The sequence below is a fragment of the Plantactinospora sp. WMMC1484 genome, from assembly GCF_049315195.1.
Lineage (GTDB): Bacteria > Actinomycetota > Actinomycetes > Mycobacteriales > Micromonosporaceae > Plantactinospora.
Genome location: NZ_CP186055.1, coordinates 1,378,614 through 1,396,421, shown reverse-complemented (window position 1 = coordinate 1,396,421; position 17,808 = coordinate 1,378,614). Strand labels below are relative to the sequence as shown.

The 17,808-nt window shown below is 72.2% G+C and carries 16 protein-coding genes; all 16 read left to right on the top strand.

Annotation, left to right across the window (positions count from 1 at the left end):
• The first annotated feature begins 6 nt into the window (after positions 1 to 6).
• The 16 genes from ACN28C_RS06145 to ACN28C_RS06070 all read left to right on the top strand — a co-directional run bounded on the left by ACN28C_RS06145 (position 7) and on the right by ACN28C_RS06070 (position 17,777).
• Positions 7 to 1,095: a HAMP domain-containing sensor histidine kinase gene (locus ACN28C_RS06145; RefSeq protein WP_422774547.1), complete on the top strand. Its 1,089-nt coding sequence runs from the start codon at positions 7 to 9 to the stop codon at positions 1,093 to 1,095.
• A complete protein-coding gene (locus ACN28C_RS06140; RefSeq protein ID WP_422772594.1) occupies positions 1,088 to 2,830 on the top strand; it encodes a DUF4153 domain-containing protein in 1,743 nt (580 codons plus the stop codon). Before ACN28C_RS06145 ends, ACN28C_RS06140 begins: the two co-directional genes overlap by 8 nt.
• An 84-nt stretch (positions 2,831 to 2,914) precedes the next feature.
• Positions 2,915 to 3,328: a DUF485 domain-containing protein gene (locus ACN28C_RS06135; protein ID WP_422772593.1), complete on the top strand. Its 414-nt coding sequence runs from the start codon at positions 2,915 to 2,917 to the stop codon at positions 3,326 to 3,328.
• A gap of 1 nt (position 3,329) precedes the next feature.
• Entirely contained in the window at positions 3,330 to 4,973 is a 1,644-nt protein-coding gene (locus ACN28C_RS06130; RefSeq protein ID WP_422772592.1) for a cation acetate symporter, read from the top strand.
• A 236-nt stretch (positions 4,974 to 5,209) separates the two neighbouring features.
• Positions 5,210 to 5,695: a sigma-70 family RNA polymerase sigma factor gene (locus ACN28C_RS06125; RefSeq protein ID WP_422774546.1), complete on the top strand. Its 486-nt coding sequence runs from the start codon at positions 5,210 to 5,212 to the stop codon at positions 5,693 to 5,695.
• Positions 5,688 to 6,917 (top strand): hypothetical protein, encoded by a 1,230-nt coding sequence (locus ACN28C_RS06120; RefSeq protein WP_422772591.1) that lies wholly within the window; start codon positions 5,688 to 5,690, stop codon positions 6,915 to 6,917. The genes ACN28C_RS06125 and ACN28C_RS06120 overlap by 8 nt, the downstream gene beginning before the upstream one ends.
• 204 nt (positions 6,918 to 7,121) lie before the next feature.
• A complete protein-coding gene (locus ACN28C_RS06115) occupies positions 7,122 to 7,505 on the top strand; it encodes a DUF485 domain-containing protein (RefSeq protein WP_422772590.1) in 384 nt (127 codons plus the stop codon).
• Positions 7,502 to 9,193, top strand: a complete 1,692-nt coding sequence (locus ACN28C_RS06110; RefSeq protein WP_422772589.1) for a solute symporter family protein — start codon at positions 7,502 to 7,504, stop codon at positions 9,191 to 9,193. The genes ACN28C_RS06115 and ACN28C_RS06110 overlap by 4 nt, the downstream gene beginning before the upstream one ends.
• A 192-nt stretch (positions 9,194 to 9,385) precedes the next feature.
• Positions 9,386 to 10,366, top strand: a complete 981-nt coding sequence (locus ACN28C_RS06105; RefSeq protein WP_422772588.1) for a GDP-mannose 4,6-dehydratase — start codon at positions 9,386 to 9,388, stop codon at positions 10,364 to 10,366.
• A 97-nt stretch (positions 10,367 to 10,463) separates the two neighbouring features.
• On the top strand, positions 10,464 to 11,729 hold the full coding sequence (locus ACN28C_RS06100) for an LCP family protein (RefSeq protein ID WP_422772587.1): 1,266 nt from the start codon (positions 10,464 to 10,466) through the stop codon (positions 11,727 to 11,729).
• A 154-nt stretch (positions 11,730 to 11,883) separates the two neighbouring features.
• Positions 11,884 to 13,137 carry an LCP family protein gene (locus ACN28C_RS06095; protein WP_422772586.1) on the top strand — a complete coding sequence of 418 codons (1,254 nt, stop codon included), beginning with the start codon at positions 11,884 to 11,886 and terminating at the stop codon, positions 13,135 to 13,137.
• A 245-nt stretch (positions 13,138 to 13,382) separates the two neighbouring features.
• Entirely contained in the window at positions 13,383 to 14,330 is a 948-nt protein-coding gene (locus ACN28C_RS06090) for an LCP family protein (RefSeq protein WP_422774545.1), read from the top strand.
• Between the two features lie 92 nt (positions 14,331 to 14,422).
• Complete coding sequence (locus ACN28C_RS06085; RefSeq protein ID WP_422772585.1) at positions 14,423 to 14,758, top strand: rhodanese-like domain-containing protein; 336 nt, start codon at positions 14,423 to 14,425, stop codon at positions 14,756 to 14,758.
• Between the two features lie 71 nt (positions 14,759 to 14,829).
• On the top strand, positions 14,830 to 16,290 hold the full coding sequence (locus ACN28C_RS06080) for an ATP-binding protein (RefSeq protein WP_422772584.1): 1,461 nt from the start codon (positions 14,830 to 14,832) through the stop codon (positions 16,288 to 16,290).
• A gap of 55 nt (positions 16,291 to 16,345) precedes the next feature.
• Positions 16,346 to 16,789: an ATP-binding protein gene (locus tag ACN28C_RS06075; RefSeq protein WP_422772583.1), complete on the top strand. Its 444-nt coding sequence runs from the start codon at positions 16,346 to 16,348 to the stop codon at positions 16,787 to 16,789.
• Between the two features lie 82 nt (positions 16,790 to 16,871).
• A complete protein-coding gene (locus ACN28C_RS06070) occupies positions 16,872 to 17,777 on the top strand; it encodes a DUF5926 family protein (RefSeq protein WP_422772582.1) in 906 nt (301 codons plus the stop codon).
• The last annotated feature ends 31 nt before the right edge of the window (positions 17,778 to 17,808 follow it).

Here is a 17,808-nt window from a genome sequence, read left to right as displayed (position 1 = left end):
CGGACGATGGACATCCTGCCCCGACCGCTGGACCCGATCTGGTCGATCAAGCTGAAGCTCGGCATCCTGATGGTCGGTTCGGGTGCGGCCGGAATGACCGTCTTCATCATCGGCATCGGCTGGCTGCCGCCCTGGACGACCGGGACAGCGGTGGTGCTGGCGCTGCTCACCTCGCAGGTGCTGGCCCACGGCATGACCTCGCCACTGCGCGAGATGACCGCAGCGGCCCGGGCGATGGCCCGGGGAGACTACACCCGGCGGGTCCGGGCCAGTTCACGGGACGAGGTCGGCACGCTGGCCGCCGCCTTCAACCAGATGGCGGGAGACCTGGCCGAGGCCGACCGGCGCCGCCGGGAGCTGATCGCCAACGTCTCGCACGAGCTGCGTACCCCGATCACCGCCCTGCAGGGCGTGCTGGAGAACATCGTCGACGGTGTGGCCGAGCCGGACCTGCCGACGCTGCGGGTCGCGCTGGTCCAGACCGAACGGCTCGGGCATCTCGTCGCCGACCTGCTCGACCTCTCCCGGCTGGATGCCGGGGTGCTGCCGCTGCGTCGCGAGGACGTCGACGTGGCCGAGTTCCTGGACGAGGTGATCCAGCAGGCGTCGGTGACCGCGGCCGGCGCCGGGCGCGACGTCAGGTTCGAGGTACGCCAGCACGCCGCGCCGCTGACCGTGCAGGCCGATCCCCGCCGGCTGCACCAGGTCTTCGCCAACCTGCTGGACAACGCGGCCCGGCACAGCCCGCCCGGCGGCACCGTGCTGGTCACCGCCGGACAGGTCGGCGACGAGCTGCGCTTCGACGTGACCGACGAGGGCGAAGGCATTCCCGAGCGCCTCCGGCCGGAGGTCTTCGAGCGCTTCACCCGGGGTGACCGGACCGGGGACGGCGGCACCGGACTCGGCCTGGCGATCGCCCACTGGGTGGTGGAGTTGCACGGCGGCCGGATCGCGGTCGCCGACCGCCCCCTGGTCGACTCCGGTACGCCCGACGCCCCCGGTCCGCCGGTCGGCTGCCAGATCCGGGTGAGCCTACCGATGGTCGCACCCATCCCATCCGGACCCGCACTTCTGAGGGAGCACAAGAATGGGTAGCGACCCGAACCCGACCCCGTCCGGAGCCGCGCCGGCGCCGTCCGACGCAGACCCCGCCCCGGCGATCGTGCCCACGCAGCCGGGTACGCCGGTCACGCCTGTCCACCCCTCCCCGCCGGTCACGCCGATGCCGCGCCTTCCGGCCTGGGTCGGCAGCGGCTGGACAGCATCGGCCGGCAGCACACCGTCGTGGATCTCGAAACGCTGGCCCGGACCGGCCGGCGGGGCGAGCCGGCCGGTGCTGATCGGGGTGACGGCGGCCGCGGCGGTCAGCGCGGTGAGCCTTCCGCTGACCCGCCCCGGAGTCGGCTGGCTGCTCGGCGGAGTCGCCGGAACCGCGGCCCTGGCGATTGCCGCCCGTCCCGGCACGGGACCGCAAGCTCGACCCGCCGCAGCGCCGGCGACCGCCCCCGGCCCGACCCCGTCGACCGGGCCAGCACGGGTCCCGGCCGGCGGCTGGCGCCGGATCGGTTGGACCCGGCCGCTCTGGGCGGCGGCGACCGTCGCCCTGCTCGGCGTCGGCGCGATCCGGTCGGCGGGCTGGCTCTTCGCGCTCTGCCTGCTCACCGCCGGCTGCACCGCGATGCTCACCGTCGCCGACGGCCGGTCGGTACGCGGACTCCTGCTCTCCACGATCGTTCCGCCGGCGGCGGTGTTCCGGTCGATCCCGTGGCTGGTCAGGGGGCTGGCCCGGCCGGCGGAGTCGGATGGTGGCCGGCCCGTGGGGCGTACGCTGGCCAGCCTCGCGGTCTCGCTCGGCCTGCTCGTCGTCTTCGGCCTGCTCTTCTCCTCCGCCGACGCCGCCTTCGCCCGGTTACTCACCTCGTGGCTGCCGGAGCTGTCGGTCCCGACCCTGCTCCGCTGGATCTTCGTCTTCGGTGCGGTCGGCGCGGGCCTGCTCGGCGCGGCCTACGTGCTCACCGCCCCGCCGGACCTGCCGCGTAACCCGCTTCCGCCGAAGCGCCGGCTGCGCCGCACCGACTGGCTGCTGCCGGTAGGTGCCCTCGACGCGCTCTTCGCCGGTTTCGTCGCGGTCCAGATCACCACCCTCTTCGGCGGCTCCGAGCACGTGCTGCGGACCGCCGGCCTCAGCTACGCCGAGTACGCCCGCCGTGGCTTCTGGCAACTGCTCGCCGTCACCGTACTGACCCTGCTGGTGATCGCCGCCGCCGCCCGCTGGGCGCCCCGGGAGAGCCGCACCGACCGGATACTCGTCCGGGTGCTGCTCGGTGGGCTGACCCTGCTGACCCTGGTGGTGGTGGCCTCGGCACTGTTCCGGATGGATGTCTACGCCGACGCGTACGGCGCGACCCGGCTCCGGCTGCTGGTCGCGGTCTGCGAGGCCTGGCTGGGCCTGCTCTTCGTGCTGACCGCGCTGGCCGGGGTGCGGCTGGCCGCGGGCTGGCTGCCCCGGGCGGCGGTCGGCACCGCGGTGCTCGCCCTGCTCGCCCTCGCCATGGCCGACCCGGACCGACTGATCGCCGAGCACAACATCGACCGGTACGAGCGGACCGGCCGGATCGACGCCTACTACCTCTCCACGCTCTCCACCGACGCGGTGCCGGCACTGGACCGGCTACCGGATCCGGAGCGGACCTGCGCGCTGCGCAGGATCAGCCTCGACCTGCCCGCCGACGACTGGCGCGAGACCAACCTCGCCCGGAGCGAGGCACGGCGGATCCTCGCCCGGCGTCCCCCGGACGACCTGAGGATCTGCCCCTCGACCGGACGGTAAGCGCGGCCGGCGCGGGAGGTCGGAGGGCGTCGGCCGCCGGTGCGGAATGCTTGACATTCCTGGCCAGCCGGTGAGACTGCCGGGGTGACCAACCCCGTCGATCCGCAGCCTGCGCCGGTGCCACGCCGGCCGCAGCCGCGGGTCCGGGTGGTGCTGGCCGAGGCGGCCCGGGGAGGCACCGGCGCCGAGCGGACCCGCGCGGAGCTGACCCAGCAGACCCAGGTCGGTGAGGCGCTGGTCCGCGGCCTGGTCCGCGCCCAGCTCGCCCTCGCGCTGCGGCTCTCCCTCGTGGTGGCGATCGGGCTCGGCGGCCTGCCGCTGCTCTTCGCCATCGCCCCGGAGGTGGGCACGGCGAAACTCTTCGGGATCAACCTGCCGTGGCTGCTGCTCGGCGTCGCCGCCTTCCCCTTCCTGGTCGCGGTCGGCTGGGCGTACGTGCGGCTGGCCGAGCGGAACGAGCAGGACTTCACCGACGTGGTCCAGCGACCGGAGCGCTGAGGTGGCCAACCCGTACACGATCCCGGCGATCATCGCGGTCACCCTGGTCACCGTCGGGATCGGCTTCTACGGGCTGACCCTGGCCCGGACCACCTCCGACTTCCTGGTCGCGTCCCGGATGGTCAGCCCGACCTGGAACGCGGCGGCCATCGGCGGTGAGTACCTCTCCGCCGCCTCCTTCCTCGGCATCGCCGGCCTGATCCTCAAGTACGGCGTGGACGTGCTCTGGTATCCGGTCGGCTTCGCCGCCGGCTATCTGGCGCTGCTGCTCTTCGTGGCCGCACCGCTGCGCCGGTCCGGCGCGTTCACCCTGCCCGACTTCTGCGAGCTGCGGCTCGGCTCCCGGCGGCTGCGCAAGCTCGCCACCCTCTTCGTCGTCTTCATCGGCTGGCTCTACCTGGTGCCACAGTTGCAGGGGGCGGGACTGACCCTGAGCACCGTCGCCGGCGGGCCGTACGAGCTGGGCGCGCTGCTGGTCGCGGCGGTGGTCACCGCGAACGTGGCACTGGGCGGGATGCGGGCGGTCACCTTCGTGCAGGCGTTCCAGTACTGGCTCAAGCTCACCGCGCTGGCCGTACCCGCGATCTTCCTGGCGTTGCAGTGGCAGGCGGACGCCCGGCCGGCGGTGACGCCGGAGGGCGGCTCGGTCTTTCCGGCCGCGACCACGGTGGTGGTCGAGGAATCGGCCACGCTGACCCTGCCGGACGGCACCTCCCGGCAGGTACGTCCCGGCGACGAGCTGACGTTCGACGCCGGTGACCCGGTGCCGGAGATCTCCAGCGTGGACGCGGCGAACGGGCTCGACTGGCTGCTGCCGAGCACGGCCGGCGACGACGACCGGGGACTCTTCGCCACCTACTCGCTGATCCTGGCGACCTTTCTCGGCACGATGGGGCTGCCGCACGTCCTCGTGCGCTTCTACACCAATCCCGACGGGGCGGCGGCCCGGCGCACCACCCTGGTGGTGCTGGCCCTGGTCGGCGCCTTCTACCTGCTCCCCACCCTGTACGGCGTGCTCGGCCGGATCTACACCCCGCAACTGCTGCTCACCGGGCGGACCGACGCGGTGGTGGTGCTGCTGCCCGGCGCGGCGCTCGGCGGCGGCCTGACCGGGCAGCTACTGGCCGCGCTGGTCGCCGCCGGGGCGTTCGCCGCCTTCCTCTCCACCTCCTCCGGGCTGCTCACCAGCGTGGCCGGGGTGCTCTCCACCGACGTGCTGGGCCGCGGCTCGGTACGCGACTTCCGACTGGCCACGGTGCTGGCCGGGGCGGTGCCGATGCTGCTCGCGCTGAACGTCTCCGGGCTGGACGTCTCCCAGGTGGTCGGGCTGGCGTTCGCGGTCGCCGCATCGAGCTTCTGCCCGCTGCTGGTGCTCGGCATCTGGTGGCGTGGCCTGACCGACGCCGGGGCGGCGGCCGGGATCCTGGCCGGCGGCGGTGCGGCGATCGGGGCGGTGCTCTTCACCGTGCTGGGGCCGCAGCTGACCGGCTGGCCGGCCGTGCTGATCGCGCAGCCGGCCGCCTGGACGGTGCCGCTGGCCTTCACCGTCATGGTCACCGCCTCCTGGGCGACCCGGCGCCGGGCACCGACCGACGTAGCCGCCACCATGCTCCGACTACACGCCCCCGAGACGCTCCGGTTGTAAGGAAGGGCCCCCGCTTATCGCTTTCTGTCGTAGAAGGGCCCCCGCCTAACCGGATCGGGGCTGCAACCTTCCGGCGCCGTGCCAGGTGTAGTCACCACACGCGGCGGGGACGGCCGCGCGTACCGACGGGGAGGGATTCCGACGTGATCGCGCAGGAGAAGCCACCGGGTGGCGGGCCGCCGGCGACGGCGGCGGACCCACCACGGGCCGTTTCCGTCGCCGCGACCAGCGCTGCCGTGACCAGCTTCGACGACTTCTACTCCAGCAGCTTCCATCCGCTCACCCTCCAGCTCTACGCGTTCACCGCCGACGCCGGCCAGGCGCAGGACGCGGTGCAGGAGGCGTTCAGCCGGGCATGGGCCCGCTGGGACCGGCTCGTCGAGTACGACAATCCGGCCGCCTGGGTCCGGCGGGTGGCGCTGAACGTCGCGCGGAGCCGGTGGCGGCGGGCTCGGGCCGCGCGGGCGCACGCCCGCTACCACCGGCTGGAACCGATCGCCGAACCGAGCCCCGACCGGGTGGTCCTGGCCCAGGCGCTGGCGACGCTGCCCGAGCGGCACCGGCGGGCGGTGGTGCTGCACTACGTGGCCGACATGCCCGTACGGGAGATCGCCGAACAGGAGGGTGTCGCCGAGGGGACCGTCAAGTCCTGGCTGCACCGGGGCCGTTCCGCACTGGCCGCCCACTTCGCGGAGGTGCCGAGGGAGGATGACGATGACTGAGCCGGACCGCACCGGAGACCTCGACCGGCTGTTCCCAGACCTCCATCTGGCGTTCACGCCGTTCCGCTCGGGCGAGCCGCTTGTCGTGTCGGCCGGCGCGGAGGCCGCCCGGACCGTCGTCGCCCGGCGCCGCCGGAACCGTACGGTGACGACGGCGGCCCTGGCCGCCCTGATAGTCGCGGTGCCGGCGGTGGTCTGGGCCGCGGCGCTGCCGGACCGGCACGTCCCGCCGCCGGCCGTGGAGCAGACGACCGCACCGGCCCCGTCGCCCAGCACCACGACCCCGGCGGCACCGCCGACGCCGGGCACCCCGACGCCGGGCGCCCCGCAGCTGCCGATCGGCGCGGAGGAGCTCCGCGACAGCGTCATCGACGTGCCGCGATGGTCACGTCCGGAACTCCGGTCGACCTGTCCCTCCGGCCCCATCCGGTTCGACGACGGTCAGGCGTCCGGCGGTTCGGTCGACATCCGACTGCGGCTGACCCACCTGGTCGAACTCGACCTCGACGGGGACGGGGTCCGGGAGGCGGCGGTGCGGCTCGCCTGCGAGGGTCCGGAGCGGGATGCCGCGGTCGCCCTGGCGTTCGACCGCGACCGGGCGGGGAGGATCGTCCGGCTCGGCATCGTGCTCGAGCAGGGCGGAGACGTCGCGGGCTTCGACGAACTGCGGACCGCCGGCTCGGCCGTCGAGGTGCGGGTCCGGGACTACCACCTCGAGGGCCTGCCCTCCGAGACCATCCGGTACCAGTGGCGGGCGTACTCCTGGAACGGCGAGCGGTTCGTCCAGTCCGGCGGCCCGACGGCGTTCCCGCCGCACCCGCTGGTCACCGACCTCTCCATCGGCGGCGAGGAGCTGCGGCTGACCCGTGGCGAGGACGGCGCGTACACCGGGACGCTCAGCCTGACCGTCCGCAACGCCGGGCCGCAGCGGGCCACCGCGCCGGAGTTGGTCGTCACGCTGCCGCCCGAGACGAGGGCGACCGGCACGGGTCTGCGCTGCACCGCGTACGCGGGCAAGCTCTCCTGCGTCCGGACACTCGCGCCGCTCGACGCCGGGCGGAGCGTCGATCTCATCTTCGAGGTCAGGACGGTGGTGCAGGAGGAGCAGCTCGACCTCGACAGGTCGAGGGACTACTCGGCCAGCATCGGCTGGAGCCCGTACCCGGAGTCGGGCAACGGCTACGAGGACAACACGGTGCGGCGCCGGATCGTGCTGGGCTGACGGAGGGCCGCTCGGGTCGCCGGTGTCGCTCCGACCAGCGCTCCCTCCGGCAGCGCCGAGCGGCGTGACCGGGGTCACTGGGCGCAGCCACCGGCCCGTTCGGCGCAGGCGGCGACCGGGTTCCCGATCGCTGCTTTCCGATACTCCGGCCGCTCCATACGGTGCGCGAAACTCCCCTGCCCCTGCAAAGGTGGTGAGAACAGCATGTCTACGGATACTCCCGCGCCGGCCAGCGCAGCCTCGGACCGGTACGTCGCCGCACAGCGATCGGACGAGTTCGCCGGCCTGCGCAAAGCGCTGCGCGGATTCGTCTTCCCGATGACCGCGGCGTTCTTCCTCTGGTACGCCCTCTACGTCATCCTCTCCGCATACGCCCGCGACTTCATGGGCACGAAGCTCGTCGGCAACATCAACGTGGCCCTGGTCTTCGGCCTGTTGCAGTTCGTCTCCACCTTCCTGATCGCGTGGCTCTACTCCCGCTACGCCGAGCGGAAGCTCGACCCGACCGCCGACCGGATCCGTGCGGAACTGAGCGACGTGCCGGACGGGTCGACCACGGTGGACGAGTCGAAGGGAGCGGCGTCATGAGCCGGGACGTCCTGGCCGGGTTCGTCCTGGCCGCCGAGGCGGGGGACAGCACCGCCCGAAACCTGACCATCACGCTCTTCCTGGTCTTCGTCGCGGTGACCCTGGGCATCACCGTCTGGGCGAGCCGGCAGACCAAGACGGCCACCGACTACTACGCCGGTGGTCGCTCCTTCTCCGGCTTCCAGAACGGAATGGCGATCGGCGGCGACTACATGTCCGCCGCGTCGTTCCTCGGCATCGCCGGCATCATCGCGCTCTACGGCTACGACGGGTTCCTCTACTCGATCGGGTTCCTCGTCGCCTGGCTGGTGGCGCTGTTGCTCGTCGCGGAGCTGCTGCGGAACTCGGGCCGCTACACCATGGCCGACGTGCTGGCGTTCCGGATGCGCCAGAAGCCGGTCCGGACGGCGGCGGCGGTCTCCACGATCACCGTCTCGATCTTCTACCTGCTGGCCCAGATGGTCGGCGCGGGTGCGCTGGTCGCGCTGCTGCTGGGCATCCGGCCGGGCACCACGTTCCTCGGCATGGACGCGGACGCGGCGAAGATCGCCACCATCATCATGGTCGGCGCCCTCATGATCATCTACGTCACCGTGGGTGGCATGAAGGGCACCACGTACGTCCAGATCGTCAAGGCGTTCCTGCTGATGAGCGGCGCCCTGGTGATGACGATCCTGGTGCTGGCGCACTACAGGTTCAACCTCTCCACCCTGCTCGGCGACGCGGCGAACGCCTCCGGCCAGGGTTCGGCGTTCCTCGAACCAGGACTGCGGTACGGCGTCGAGGTGGCCGGTGACGCGACGAAGACCTTCTACAACAAGGTCGACCTACTCTCCCTCGGCATCGCCCTGGTGCTCGGCACCGCCGGCCTGCCGCACATCCTGATCCGCTTCTACACCGTGCCGACCGCCAGGGCGGCCCGGAAGAGCGTGCTCTGGGCGATCGGCATCATCGGCACGTTCTACCTCTTCACCCTCGCCCTCGGCTTCGGTGCGGCGGCGCTGGTGGGCCAGGAGGCGATCAGGGCGCAGGACGCGGCCGGCAACACCGCCGCACCGCAGCTCGCCCAGGCGCTCGGGGTCGACTTCCTCGGCGGCGAGGTGGGTGGGGCAGCCCTGCTCGCGATCATCGCGGCGGTGGCCTTCGCCACCATCCTCGCGGTGGTCGCCGGGCTCACCCTGGCCTCCTCGTCCAGCCTGGCCCACGACTTCTACGCCAACGTGGTCAAGGGCGGGCAGGCGTCGGAGCGCCAGGAGGTCAACGTCGCCCGGATCTCGGCGCTGGTGATCGGCGCGATTTCCATCGTGCTCTCGATCTTCGCGCAGAACCTGAACGTCGCGTTCCTGGTCGCTCTGGCCTTCGCGGTGGCGGCGTCCGGAAACCTGCCGGCGATCCTCTACAGCCTGTTCTGGAAGAGGTTCAACACCTCCGGCGCGGTCTGGGCGATCTACGGCGGTCTGATCAGCGCCGTCGGGCTGGTGTTCTTCTCCCCGGTGGTCTCCGGGGCGGCGACCTCGATGTTCCCGGACCAGAACTGGCAGTGGTTCCCGCTGTCGAACCCGGGCATCATCTCCATCCCGATCGGCTTCCTCTGCGGCTGGATCGGCACGATCATCTCCAAGGAGACCGACGAGGAGAAGTACGCCGAACTGGAGGTGCGCTCGCTCACCGGCGCCGGCGCGCACTGAGCCGCACGCGGGGCCGGACCTACCGGACCGCGCACCGGACCGGGCAGCCGGTCACTCTCCGCACATCCCGCACGACGGGTGGTGCCGGGCGGTCGTCCCGCCCGGCACCACCCGCCCCAGCCGCCCCACTGGCCGGACTCCGGCAGGGTCCCTGGGCCAGCCGGAGATCAGCATTCTGGGTACGCTGACTGTATGGCGGTAGCCCAGCGCTTCGGAGCGGAACACCGGATCCTCGTCACCGGCGGCGCCGGTTTCGTCCCTTCCCACCTGGTCGACGCACTCGTCGCGCGCGGCTGCACCGTGGTCGCGGTGGACAACTTCGTCACCGGATCGAAGGAAAACGTCGCCCATCTCGCCGACCATCCCCGGTTCACGCTGGTCGAGGCGGATGTCTCGGACGGGCTTCCCGAGCACCATCCGGCGATCGCCGAGCGTTTCGACGCCATCATGCACCTGGCGTCGCCGGCCAGCCCCACCGACTTCGCCAGTCTGCCGATCGAGATCCTCCGGGTCGGTTCGCTTGCCACCCTGCACCTGCTCGACCGGGCGGTCGCCGACCGGGCCCGGTTCATCATGGCCTCCACCTCCGAGGCGTACGGAGACCCGCAGGTGCACCCGCAGGTCGAGACCTACTGGGGCAACGTCAACCCGGTCGGCGTACGCAGTGTCTACGACGAGGCCAAGCGGTTCGCCGAGGCGAGCACGATGGCATACCACCGCTACCACGGGCTCGACGTCGGGATTGTCCGCATCTTCAATACCTACGGCCCCCGGATGCGCCCGGACGACGGGCGGGCGATTCCGACCTTCATCACCCAGGCGCTGCGCGGCGAGCCGCTGACCGTGCACGGCACCGGCACCCAGACCCGCTCCATCTGCTACGTCAGCGACCTGGTCCGGGGGATCCTGCTGCTGCTCGACTCCACCGAGACCGGCCCGATCAACTGCGGCACCGAGCACGAGGTGTCGATGCGCGAGCTGGCCGAGACGATCGCCGCGCTGACCGGAAGCCGCTCCCAGGTGACGTACATCACCCGCACCGCCGACGACCCGGAGATGCGCCGGCCGGATCTCACCCTGGCCCGGGAGCGACTCGGCTACGAGCCAGAGGTCACGCCGGCCGAGGGGCTGCGCCGGACCATCGAGCACTTCAGCCAGCGGTTGGCGGGCTAGCGGCCAGCGGTTGGCGGGCTAGCGGAGGATACCGGGTTCGTGCCGGCCGGACCGTGGCACACAGCGGTTTCTTGGTTCCGCTACGTACCCTGAGGGCATGTTCGCAAGCCCTCCCCCGAACGCGACACGCAGTGTCCAGCCGATGACCGCGGGCGGATCCGCCGGTCGGGCGTCGGTGCCCGGCCCGGGTCGGGCCGGCGGGTCGAGCCGGATCTCCGGCCGGGCCCAGGTCTCGGACATACCCGGCCAGGCCCGACCGTACGGCGCGCCGACCGGCCCCGGTGGTGGCGGTCCAGGCGGTCCAGGCGGTCCAGGCGGTCCAGGACTGCCGGGCTCTCCGGGTCGGCGCGGTCCACGGCCCCGGTGGGGCCGGATCGCCCTGGTCGTCGGCGTTGCGGTGCTGGTGCTGGGCCTGCTCGCCAGCGGTGGCCTCTGGCTCTACGTCAGAGGGCTCGACAAGGACCTGGCCCGGACCGACCCGTTCGCCGAGTTGGCCGGCGGTCGCCCCACGTCGGTCAGTGGCGCGCTGAACATCCTGATGGTCGGCAGCGACTCCCGGGACCCGGACGCCCCGGTCGACCAGGCCAGCAAGTGGCGCGCCGACACCATCATCGTGATGCACATCCCGGCCAGCCACGACCGGGCCTACCTCGTCTCGATCCCCCGGGACCTCTACGTGCCGATCCCGGAGAGCGCCGGGGCGGAGTGCGGCAGCGGCGACCGCGCCAAGATCAACGCAGCCTTCGCCTTCGGCGGCCTGCCCCTGGCGGTACGCACCGTGGAGTGCTTCACCGACGTCCGCATCGACCACGTGATGGCGATCGACTTCGCCGGCTTCAAGGAGGTCACCGACGCGCTGGGCGGGGTCGACCTGACGGTGGAGCGCGACATCACCTCGATCCACAAGCCGTACCGGAAGTTCTCCAAGGGCGTCAACCACATGAACGGTGCGGAGGCGCTGGACTGGATCCGGCAGCGCAAGCAGTTCCCGGACGGCGACTTCGCCCGGATGCGCCACCAGCAGGAGTTCCTGCGTGCGCTCATGGACAAGGCGGCCAGCACCGGCACGCTCACCAACCCGGCCAAGCTGAACGCCTTCCTCAAGGCGGTCACCGGCGCGGTCACGGTCGACGAGGGCTTCTCCCTGGTCGACATGGCCGTCCAGTTCCGCAACCTGCGCGGCGAGAACCTGCAATTCATCACCAGCCCGCACAACGGCAGCCAGACCATCAACGGCGAGTCGGTGGTGGTGTCGGACCGGGAGAAGGCGCTCGCCATGTACCGCGCGATGGCGGCGGACACAATGGACGACTGGGTCGCCGCGAACCTCTCCCCCACACCCACGCCCGGCAACGGCCGCTGAACCCGGCCCGCTCCTCGGATCCCGCGCTCTGCACCGGAAAGAGCGCACACCCGTAGATGAACGGGAGAAGGTAACGTAGTTAACTCGGGGCGACTGGCGGGTGTCCGTACCATGTCACGGCGTCCCGCCCCTCACCCCTGATCCTGGAGCAGGCATGCCGGTGCAGTCCCGCCGACGTCCCCCACGGCCCGCTGCGACGGTCCCACCGCCCCGCGCGAGCGCCTCCGTGGCCGCCGCCGTCGACGACGACCGGGAAGGGCCGACCCGCAGGGACGGGAAGGGGCCGGGGGGCAGGGGTGGGGACGGCAGGACCGCCGCCCGGCGCCGCAGGGCCCCGCTCTGGGCCCGCCTCACGCTGGTCTTCGGCGCCGTGCTGATGCTCTCCAGCGGCGTGGCCATCGTCGGCATGCAGGTGGTGATCGACCAGGCCACCAGTACCATCCAGCAGAAGAATCTGCTCGGCTCGGCGGGCAAGTCCGCCGCCGAGGGCGGCGAGGACCTCGAGGGCCCCATCGACCTGCTGCTGCTCGGCATCGACGCGCGGGCCCGACTGGACGACGACAACGTCCGCGCCGACACCATCATCGTGCTGCACATCCCGGCCAGCCACGACCAGGCCTACCTGCTCTCCATCCCCCGCGACACCGAGGTGCAGGTGCCGGCCTTCAGGACCAGCGGGTACGGCGGCGGCACGGCCAAGGCGACCGAGGCGTTCTACCACGGCGCGCAGAACGGCGGCGGGCTCGCCGGCGGCGCGCAGTTGATGGCACTGACCATCAACAGGTTGACCGGGATCAGCTTCGACGGTGCGGCGATCATCAACTTCAGTGGCTTCAAGAAGATCATCGACGCCCTCGGCACCATTCCGATGTGCGTGCGCCAGGAGGTCAAGTCACACCACATGATGCTGGTCGACGGCAAGCCGATGTGGAACCACGACGCCAAGAAGACCAGCGGGGTCAAGAAGCCGGTGGTGCACAAGAAGGGCTGCCGGCAGATGGAGGGCTGGGAGGCGCTCGACTACTCGCGCCAGCGCTACGGGCTCACCCACGGCGACTACGACCGCCAGCAGAACCAGCAGCAACTGATCAAGGCGATGGCCAAGAAGGCGATGTCCGACGGGGTGACGACCGACCTGGGCAAGCTCCAGCGCCTGATGAAGGCCGCGGGCGAGGCGCTGATCCTGGACACCGGTGGCACGCCGGTCGCCGACTTCATCTTCACCATGCGCGGGCTGGCCGCCAACGACCTCGTGCTGCTGCGTACCAACGACGGCAACTTCGCCGGCAACGGCAACGGCCGGGAGACCCTCAAGCCCATCAGTCAGCAGATGTTCGCCGCGGTCAAGGCGGACCGGCTGGACGAGTTCATCATCAACAACCCGGAGGTCCTCGCACCGACCAGGTAGCCGCCACCACCGGATCCGGCGGCGGGATCCGGCGGCGGGATCCGGCGGCGGCGGGACCGGCAGGGAAAATCGCAAAAGCCACTGAACGTGCAAACCGGGCCCCTAGCCTGAGATGAGAATCACTCAGCCGGGTCGGGGGAGGCGTCACGTTCACACCCAAGCGGTCGGCTCCCGGGCGACGGGCCGGGCGGCGGCGTACGGCGCCCACCTGGGCGAAGGCGGCGATCGGGCTCGGCCTCACCCTGCTGTTGATCTCCGGAGCCGGTGGCGCCGGGCTGCACATGCTGGCCAACCGCTATGACAACAGCGTGCTCAAGGAACTGCTCCTCGACCCGGCCGCCCGGGGCGACCGGGGTGACGTCACCGGCCCGCTCAACTACCTGCTGGTCGGCTCCGACGAGCGCCCCAGCGCCGACCCCGGCACCGACCAGCGGTCCGACACGATCATGATCGCGCACCTGCCCGCCGGACTGGACCGGGCCTACCTGATCTCGGTCCCCCGGGACCTGCTGGTCGAGATCCCGCCGGCCCCGGCCAGCGGCTGGCCCGGCGGCGCCGACAAGATCAACTCAGCGTTCCAGTACGGCGGCGGTGGCCAGGGTGGCACCCGGCTGCTCTCCGCGACCCTGACCCGGCTCACCGGCATCCGGTTCGACGGCGCCGCCCTGGTCAACTTCGCCGGGTTCCAGCGCGCCATCGACCTGCTGGGCGGGGTGCGGATGTGCGTCGACACCCCGGTCCGGTCGATACACACCCGGCACGAGTTCACCGCCGGGTGCCACCAGATGAACGGCGCCCGGGCGCTGGACTACGCCCGTCAGCGGTACGACCTGCCCAACGGCGACTTCGACCGGCAACGGCACCAGCAGCAACTGCTGCGGGCGATGATGGACAAGGTCACCACCACGGACATGCTGCGCAACCCGATCCGGCTCGACCAGGTGATCCGGGCCGTCGGCTCGTCGTTCACCGTCGACACCAACGGCATGCCGCTGGAGGACCTGATCTTCGGTCTGCGCCGGATCCGCTCCGACGCGCTGCGCGGGATCCAGCTCCCGTCCCACGCCGAGACCATCGACGAGGTCTCCTACGTCCTGCTGGAGGAGCCGGCGGACACGCTCTTCGACTCGCTGCACGCGGCCGACCTGGACACCTGGGCACACCAGCACCCGCAGTGGGTCAACCGGCTCTAGTCCACTCCGCCCGGCGGCCGGTCCGCGCCAACCCGGCGGCCGGTCCGCGCCAACCCGGCGGCCGGCACGGCGGAGGTCTACCCTTGGTAACCGTGTTCGCAGCCAACCTTCCCTCCGTGACCGCCGCCGAGGTCCCCGCCGACGCCTACCTGCTCGACGTGCGGGAGGCGGACGAGTGGGCGGCCGGGCACGCACCCGGCGCCCACCACCTGCCGATGATGGAGGTGCCCGCGCGGATGTCCGAGATCCCCGCCGACGGCGACGTGGTGGTGGTCTGCCGCTCCGGCGGCCGGTCCGCACAGGTCGTCGGCTACCTGATGAACAACGGTTGGGACAACGTCCGCAACCTCGACGGCGGGATGCGGGACTGGGCCGCCGCCGGCCGTCCCGTCGAGAGCGAGGGCGAACAACCCGCCCGCGTCATCTGACCCCGTCCGGGAACGCGGAGCGTGAACCCGGGGGACTGCCGAAACAGACGCCGAGAAGGCAGACTCGGGGCATGCCGGTACGCCCCGATTACCCCCGCCTCGTCGCCGGCCACGCCGGCGTGCTGGAGATGCTCAACGCGGGCGAGGTGGGTCTTCCGGTCCTCAACCACCTGCTGCTGGTCGGCGCGGAGGCGCTCGGCGTACCCGGGATGTCGTTCGTCGAGTTCGGCCCGAACGGCGGCCGGGTGGTCGCCGCCCACGGCGAGCTGGCCTGGGCGGTCGGCCTGCCGATCCCGGTCCTGGACCAGCCGTCCGACGACCGGCTCTGCGGCCCGGGGGTCCGGGCGATGAGCGTCGACGTCCTCCCCCCGGACCTCGCCGAGGAGCTGGACGGGCGCGGCCTGCGGCACCTGCTCGCCGCCCGGGTCGAGATCGGCGGGCTCACGATCGGCAACGTGTACGCGATCTACCCGGACGCCGGGCGACCCGACGATCCCGAACACCGGTCGGTGCTCGGCTTCCTGGCCGCCACCGCCGCACACATGTACGGCGACCAGGCCGGCCTGCCGGTGCACGGCGACGGCACCGCTGTGGCGGCGCTCGCCGACGGCCTGGCGGTGGTCAGCCGGGACGGCACCGTCCAGCTCTGGAACCCGGCCGCCGAGCGGGTCACCGGGCTGCGCTCGGCCGACCTCCTCGACCGGCCGCTGCCGTTTCCGGTGCCGCCGCCGGGACAGGTGGTCGACCACCGGCTCCCGGACGGCCGCTGGCTCAAGGTCAGCTCCGGCGAGCTGCCCGGCACGGCGTCGGCCCGGGTGGTGATCTTCCGCGACAGCAGCGACCAGCACACCCGCGACCACGACCGGGATCTCTTCGTCGCGGTCACCAGCCACGAGCTCCGTACCCCGGTCACGGTCATCAAGGGGTACGCCGACACGCTCGGCACGCACTGGGACTCGCTCTCCGACCCCGAGCGGCGGCAGGCGGCCGGGGTGATCGGCCAGCGGGCCGGTGAACTGGCCCGGCTGGTGGACCGGCTGCTCGCCACCACCAACGACGCCGGCCCGGTCGGCGGTTCCCCGCCGGTCCCCTTCGACCTGGTCGACGCACTCCGGGCCGCCGCCGACGACCTCCCGGCCGAAGTACGTTACCGGCTGGTCATCCGGCTCCCCGAGCACCTGCCGAAGGCGCTCGGCGACCGGGCCAGCATGGCGACCGTGTTGACGGAACTCACCACGAACGCCGGCAAGTACTCACCGGAAGGGTCACCGGTGCTGCTGAGCGCCGAGGCCGACCGGCGTACCGTGGCGTTCCGGGTGAGCGATCGAGGAATCGGGGTACGTCCGGAGCATGTGGAGCGGGCATTCGAACGGTTCTGGCAGGGCGAGACCGGCGACCGGCGTCGCTATCCCGGCGCCGGCCTGGGGCTCTACCTCGTACGCCGGATCGTCGAGCGACAGAATGGCTGGGTTTCACTGCGCCCACGCGACGGCGGCGGTACGGTCGCAGAGGTACGGCTGCCCCGAGGCTGAACCGAGGTCGCCCGGTGGCGCCCCGCCCCGGTGGTCCGCCGAGGAGGCACCTGGATTGTCGAGCATCTCGACCGAACGATCGTGGTGCCTGCTGGTGCCGCAGCACGCCCAGGGTGCCCGTACCGCCCGACACCGCCTCGGCGCCGAACTCGACGGCACCGTTCCGCCGGCACTCGTCGCCGACGCCGAGATGGTCGCGGCCGAGCTGCTCGGCAACGCCGTACGCCACGCGGAGCCGCTGCCCGGCGGCATGATCCGGCTGACCTGGCTGCTGCGGGCCGGCCCGAGCGCCAACTCGGTCGAGATCCGGGTGACCGACGGCGGCGCGTCCGGCCCGCCCCGGGTCCGGCAGGCCGGGCCGGACGCGACGGACGGTCGCGGGCTGCACCTGGTGGCCGCGCTGGCGACCGAGTGGGGCGTCGAGCGCGACGGGCTCGGCCAGAGCGTCTGGGCCCGCCTGGTCCATCCGGTCGGGCAGCGGCTCGCCACGGTCCGGTGACGCCACCGCTCGGGCGGGCTGACCCGCCGGTGGCCGCGACCGGTCCCCCGCGTCGGTCCGGTTGGGCCTAGGCTGTCTCGTCGTGGGTAAGCGTCGAAAGAGTTCCCGGTCCGGGGTGGCGGAAGCCGGCGGTGCGGGCCGGCCCGAGAAGCGGCAGAAGATCCGGGACGTTTTCGTCCCGCGTCCCTTCGAGGGGTTGGCTGACGAGCCGGAGTGGATCGCGCTCCGCGAGCTGGTGCCGGCGGCCTCCGCCCCGCTGACCCTCACCCCCGAGCTCATCGAGGAGTACGGCGACCGGCCCGTCACCCTGGCCACCGTGCTGCCGATGGCCACCCCCGCGATCACCAAGCCGGACGGGCGGATCATGATCGGTCTGCAACGGCACGTGCAGTCCGGCGACGTCTCCCGGGATCTGGCCGAGGCGCTGCTCTGCGCGCTGCGTACCGAGCCGGGTGGCACGGTCTCGGTGCCGGCGCTGCCCGGAGAGGGTCCCCGGTTGCCGGACGTCCTGGTCGACAGCCCGCTCGACATCACCATGCACGACGGTTTCGAGTTCTGGCTCGACCCGGGGGCTGACGACGACCCGAACGTCAAGGCATCCCTCGAACGCGCCAACGCCTCGATCTATCCGACGGTCCGGCTCTCGGCCGCGCCGGCCGCGTACTGGTGCCGGGTCAGCGACAAGAGCCACGTCCGGTGGGTACTCCCCGACGACGAGGACGCGGCCCTGGACACGCTCTCCCGGCTGAGTGCGGCCGGCGAGCTGACCCTCGGCGCGGAGACGAAATTCGCCGGCATGTTCCGGGCGCACGGCCGGCTCGTACCCGTCTGGGACCTGCCCCGGGACGCCGCGCCGGAGTCCTGGGAGGCCCCGCTGGCCGAGTTCGCGAAGCGGTACGCCGCCGCCCTCGCCGACCCGGCCCCGCTGGACGCCGCCGGGCGCCGGGCGAAGCAGGGGCTGCTCGGCCGCCAGCTCACGCTGCGATAGCCCTCCTGGGCTGCTGCACCAGGGTGCTGCG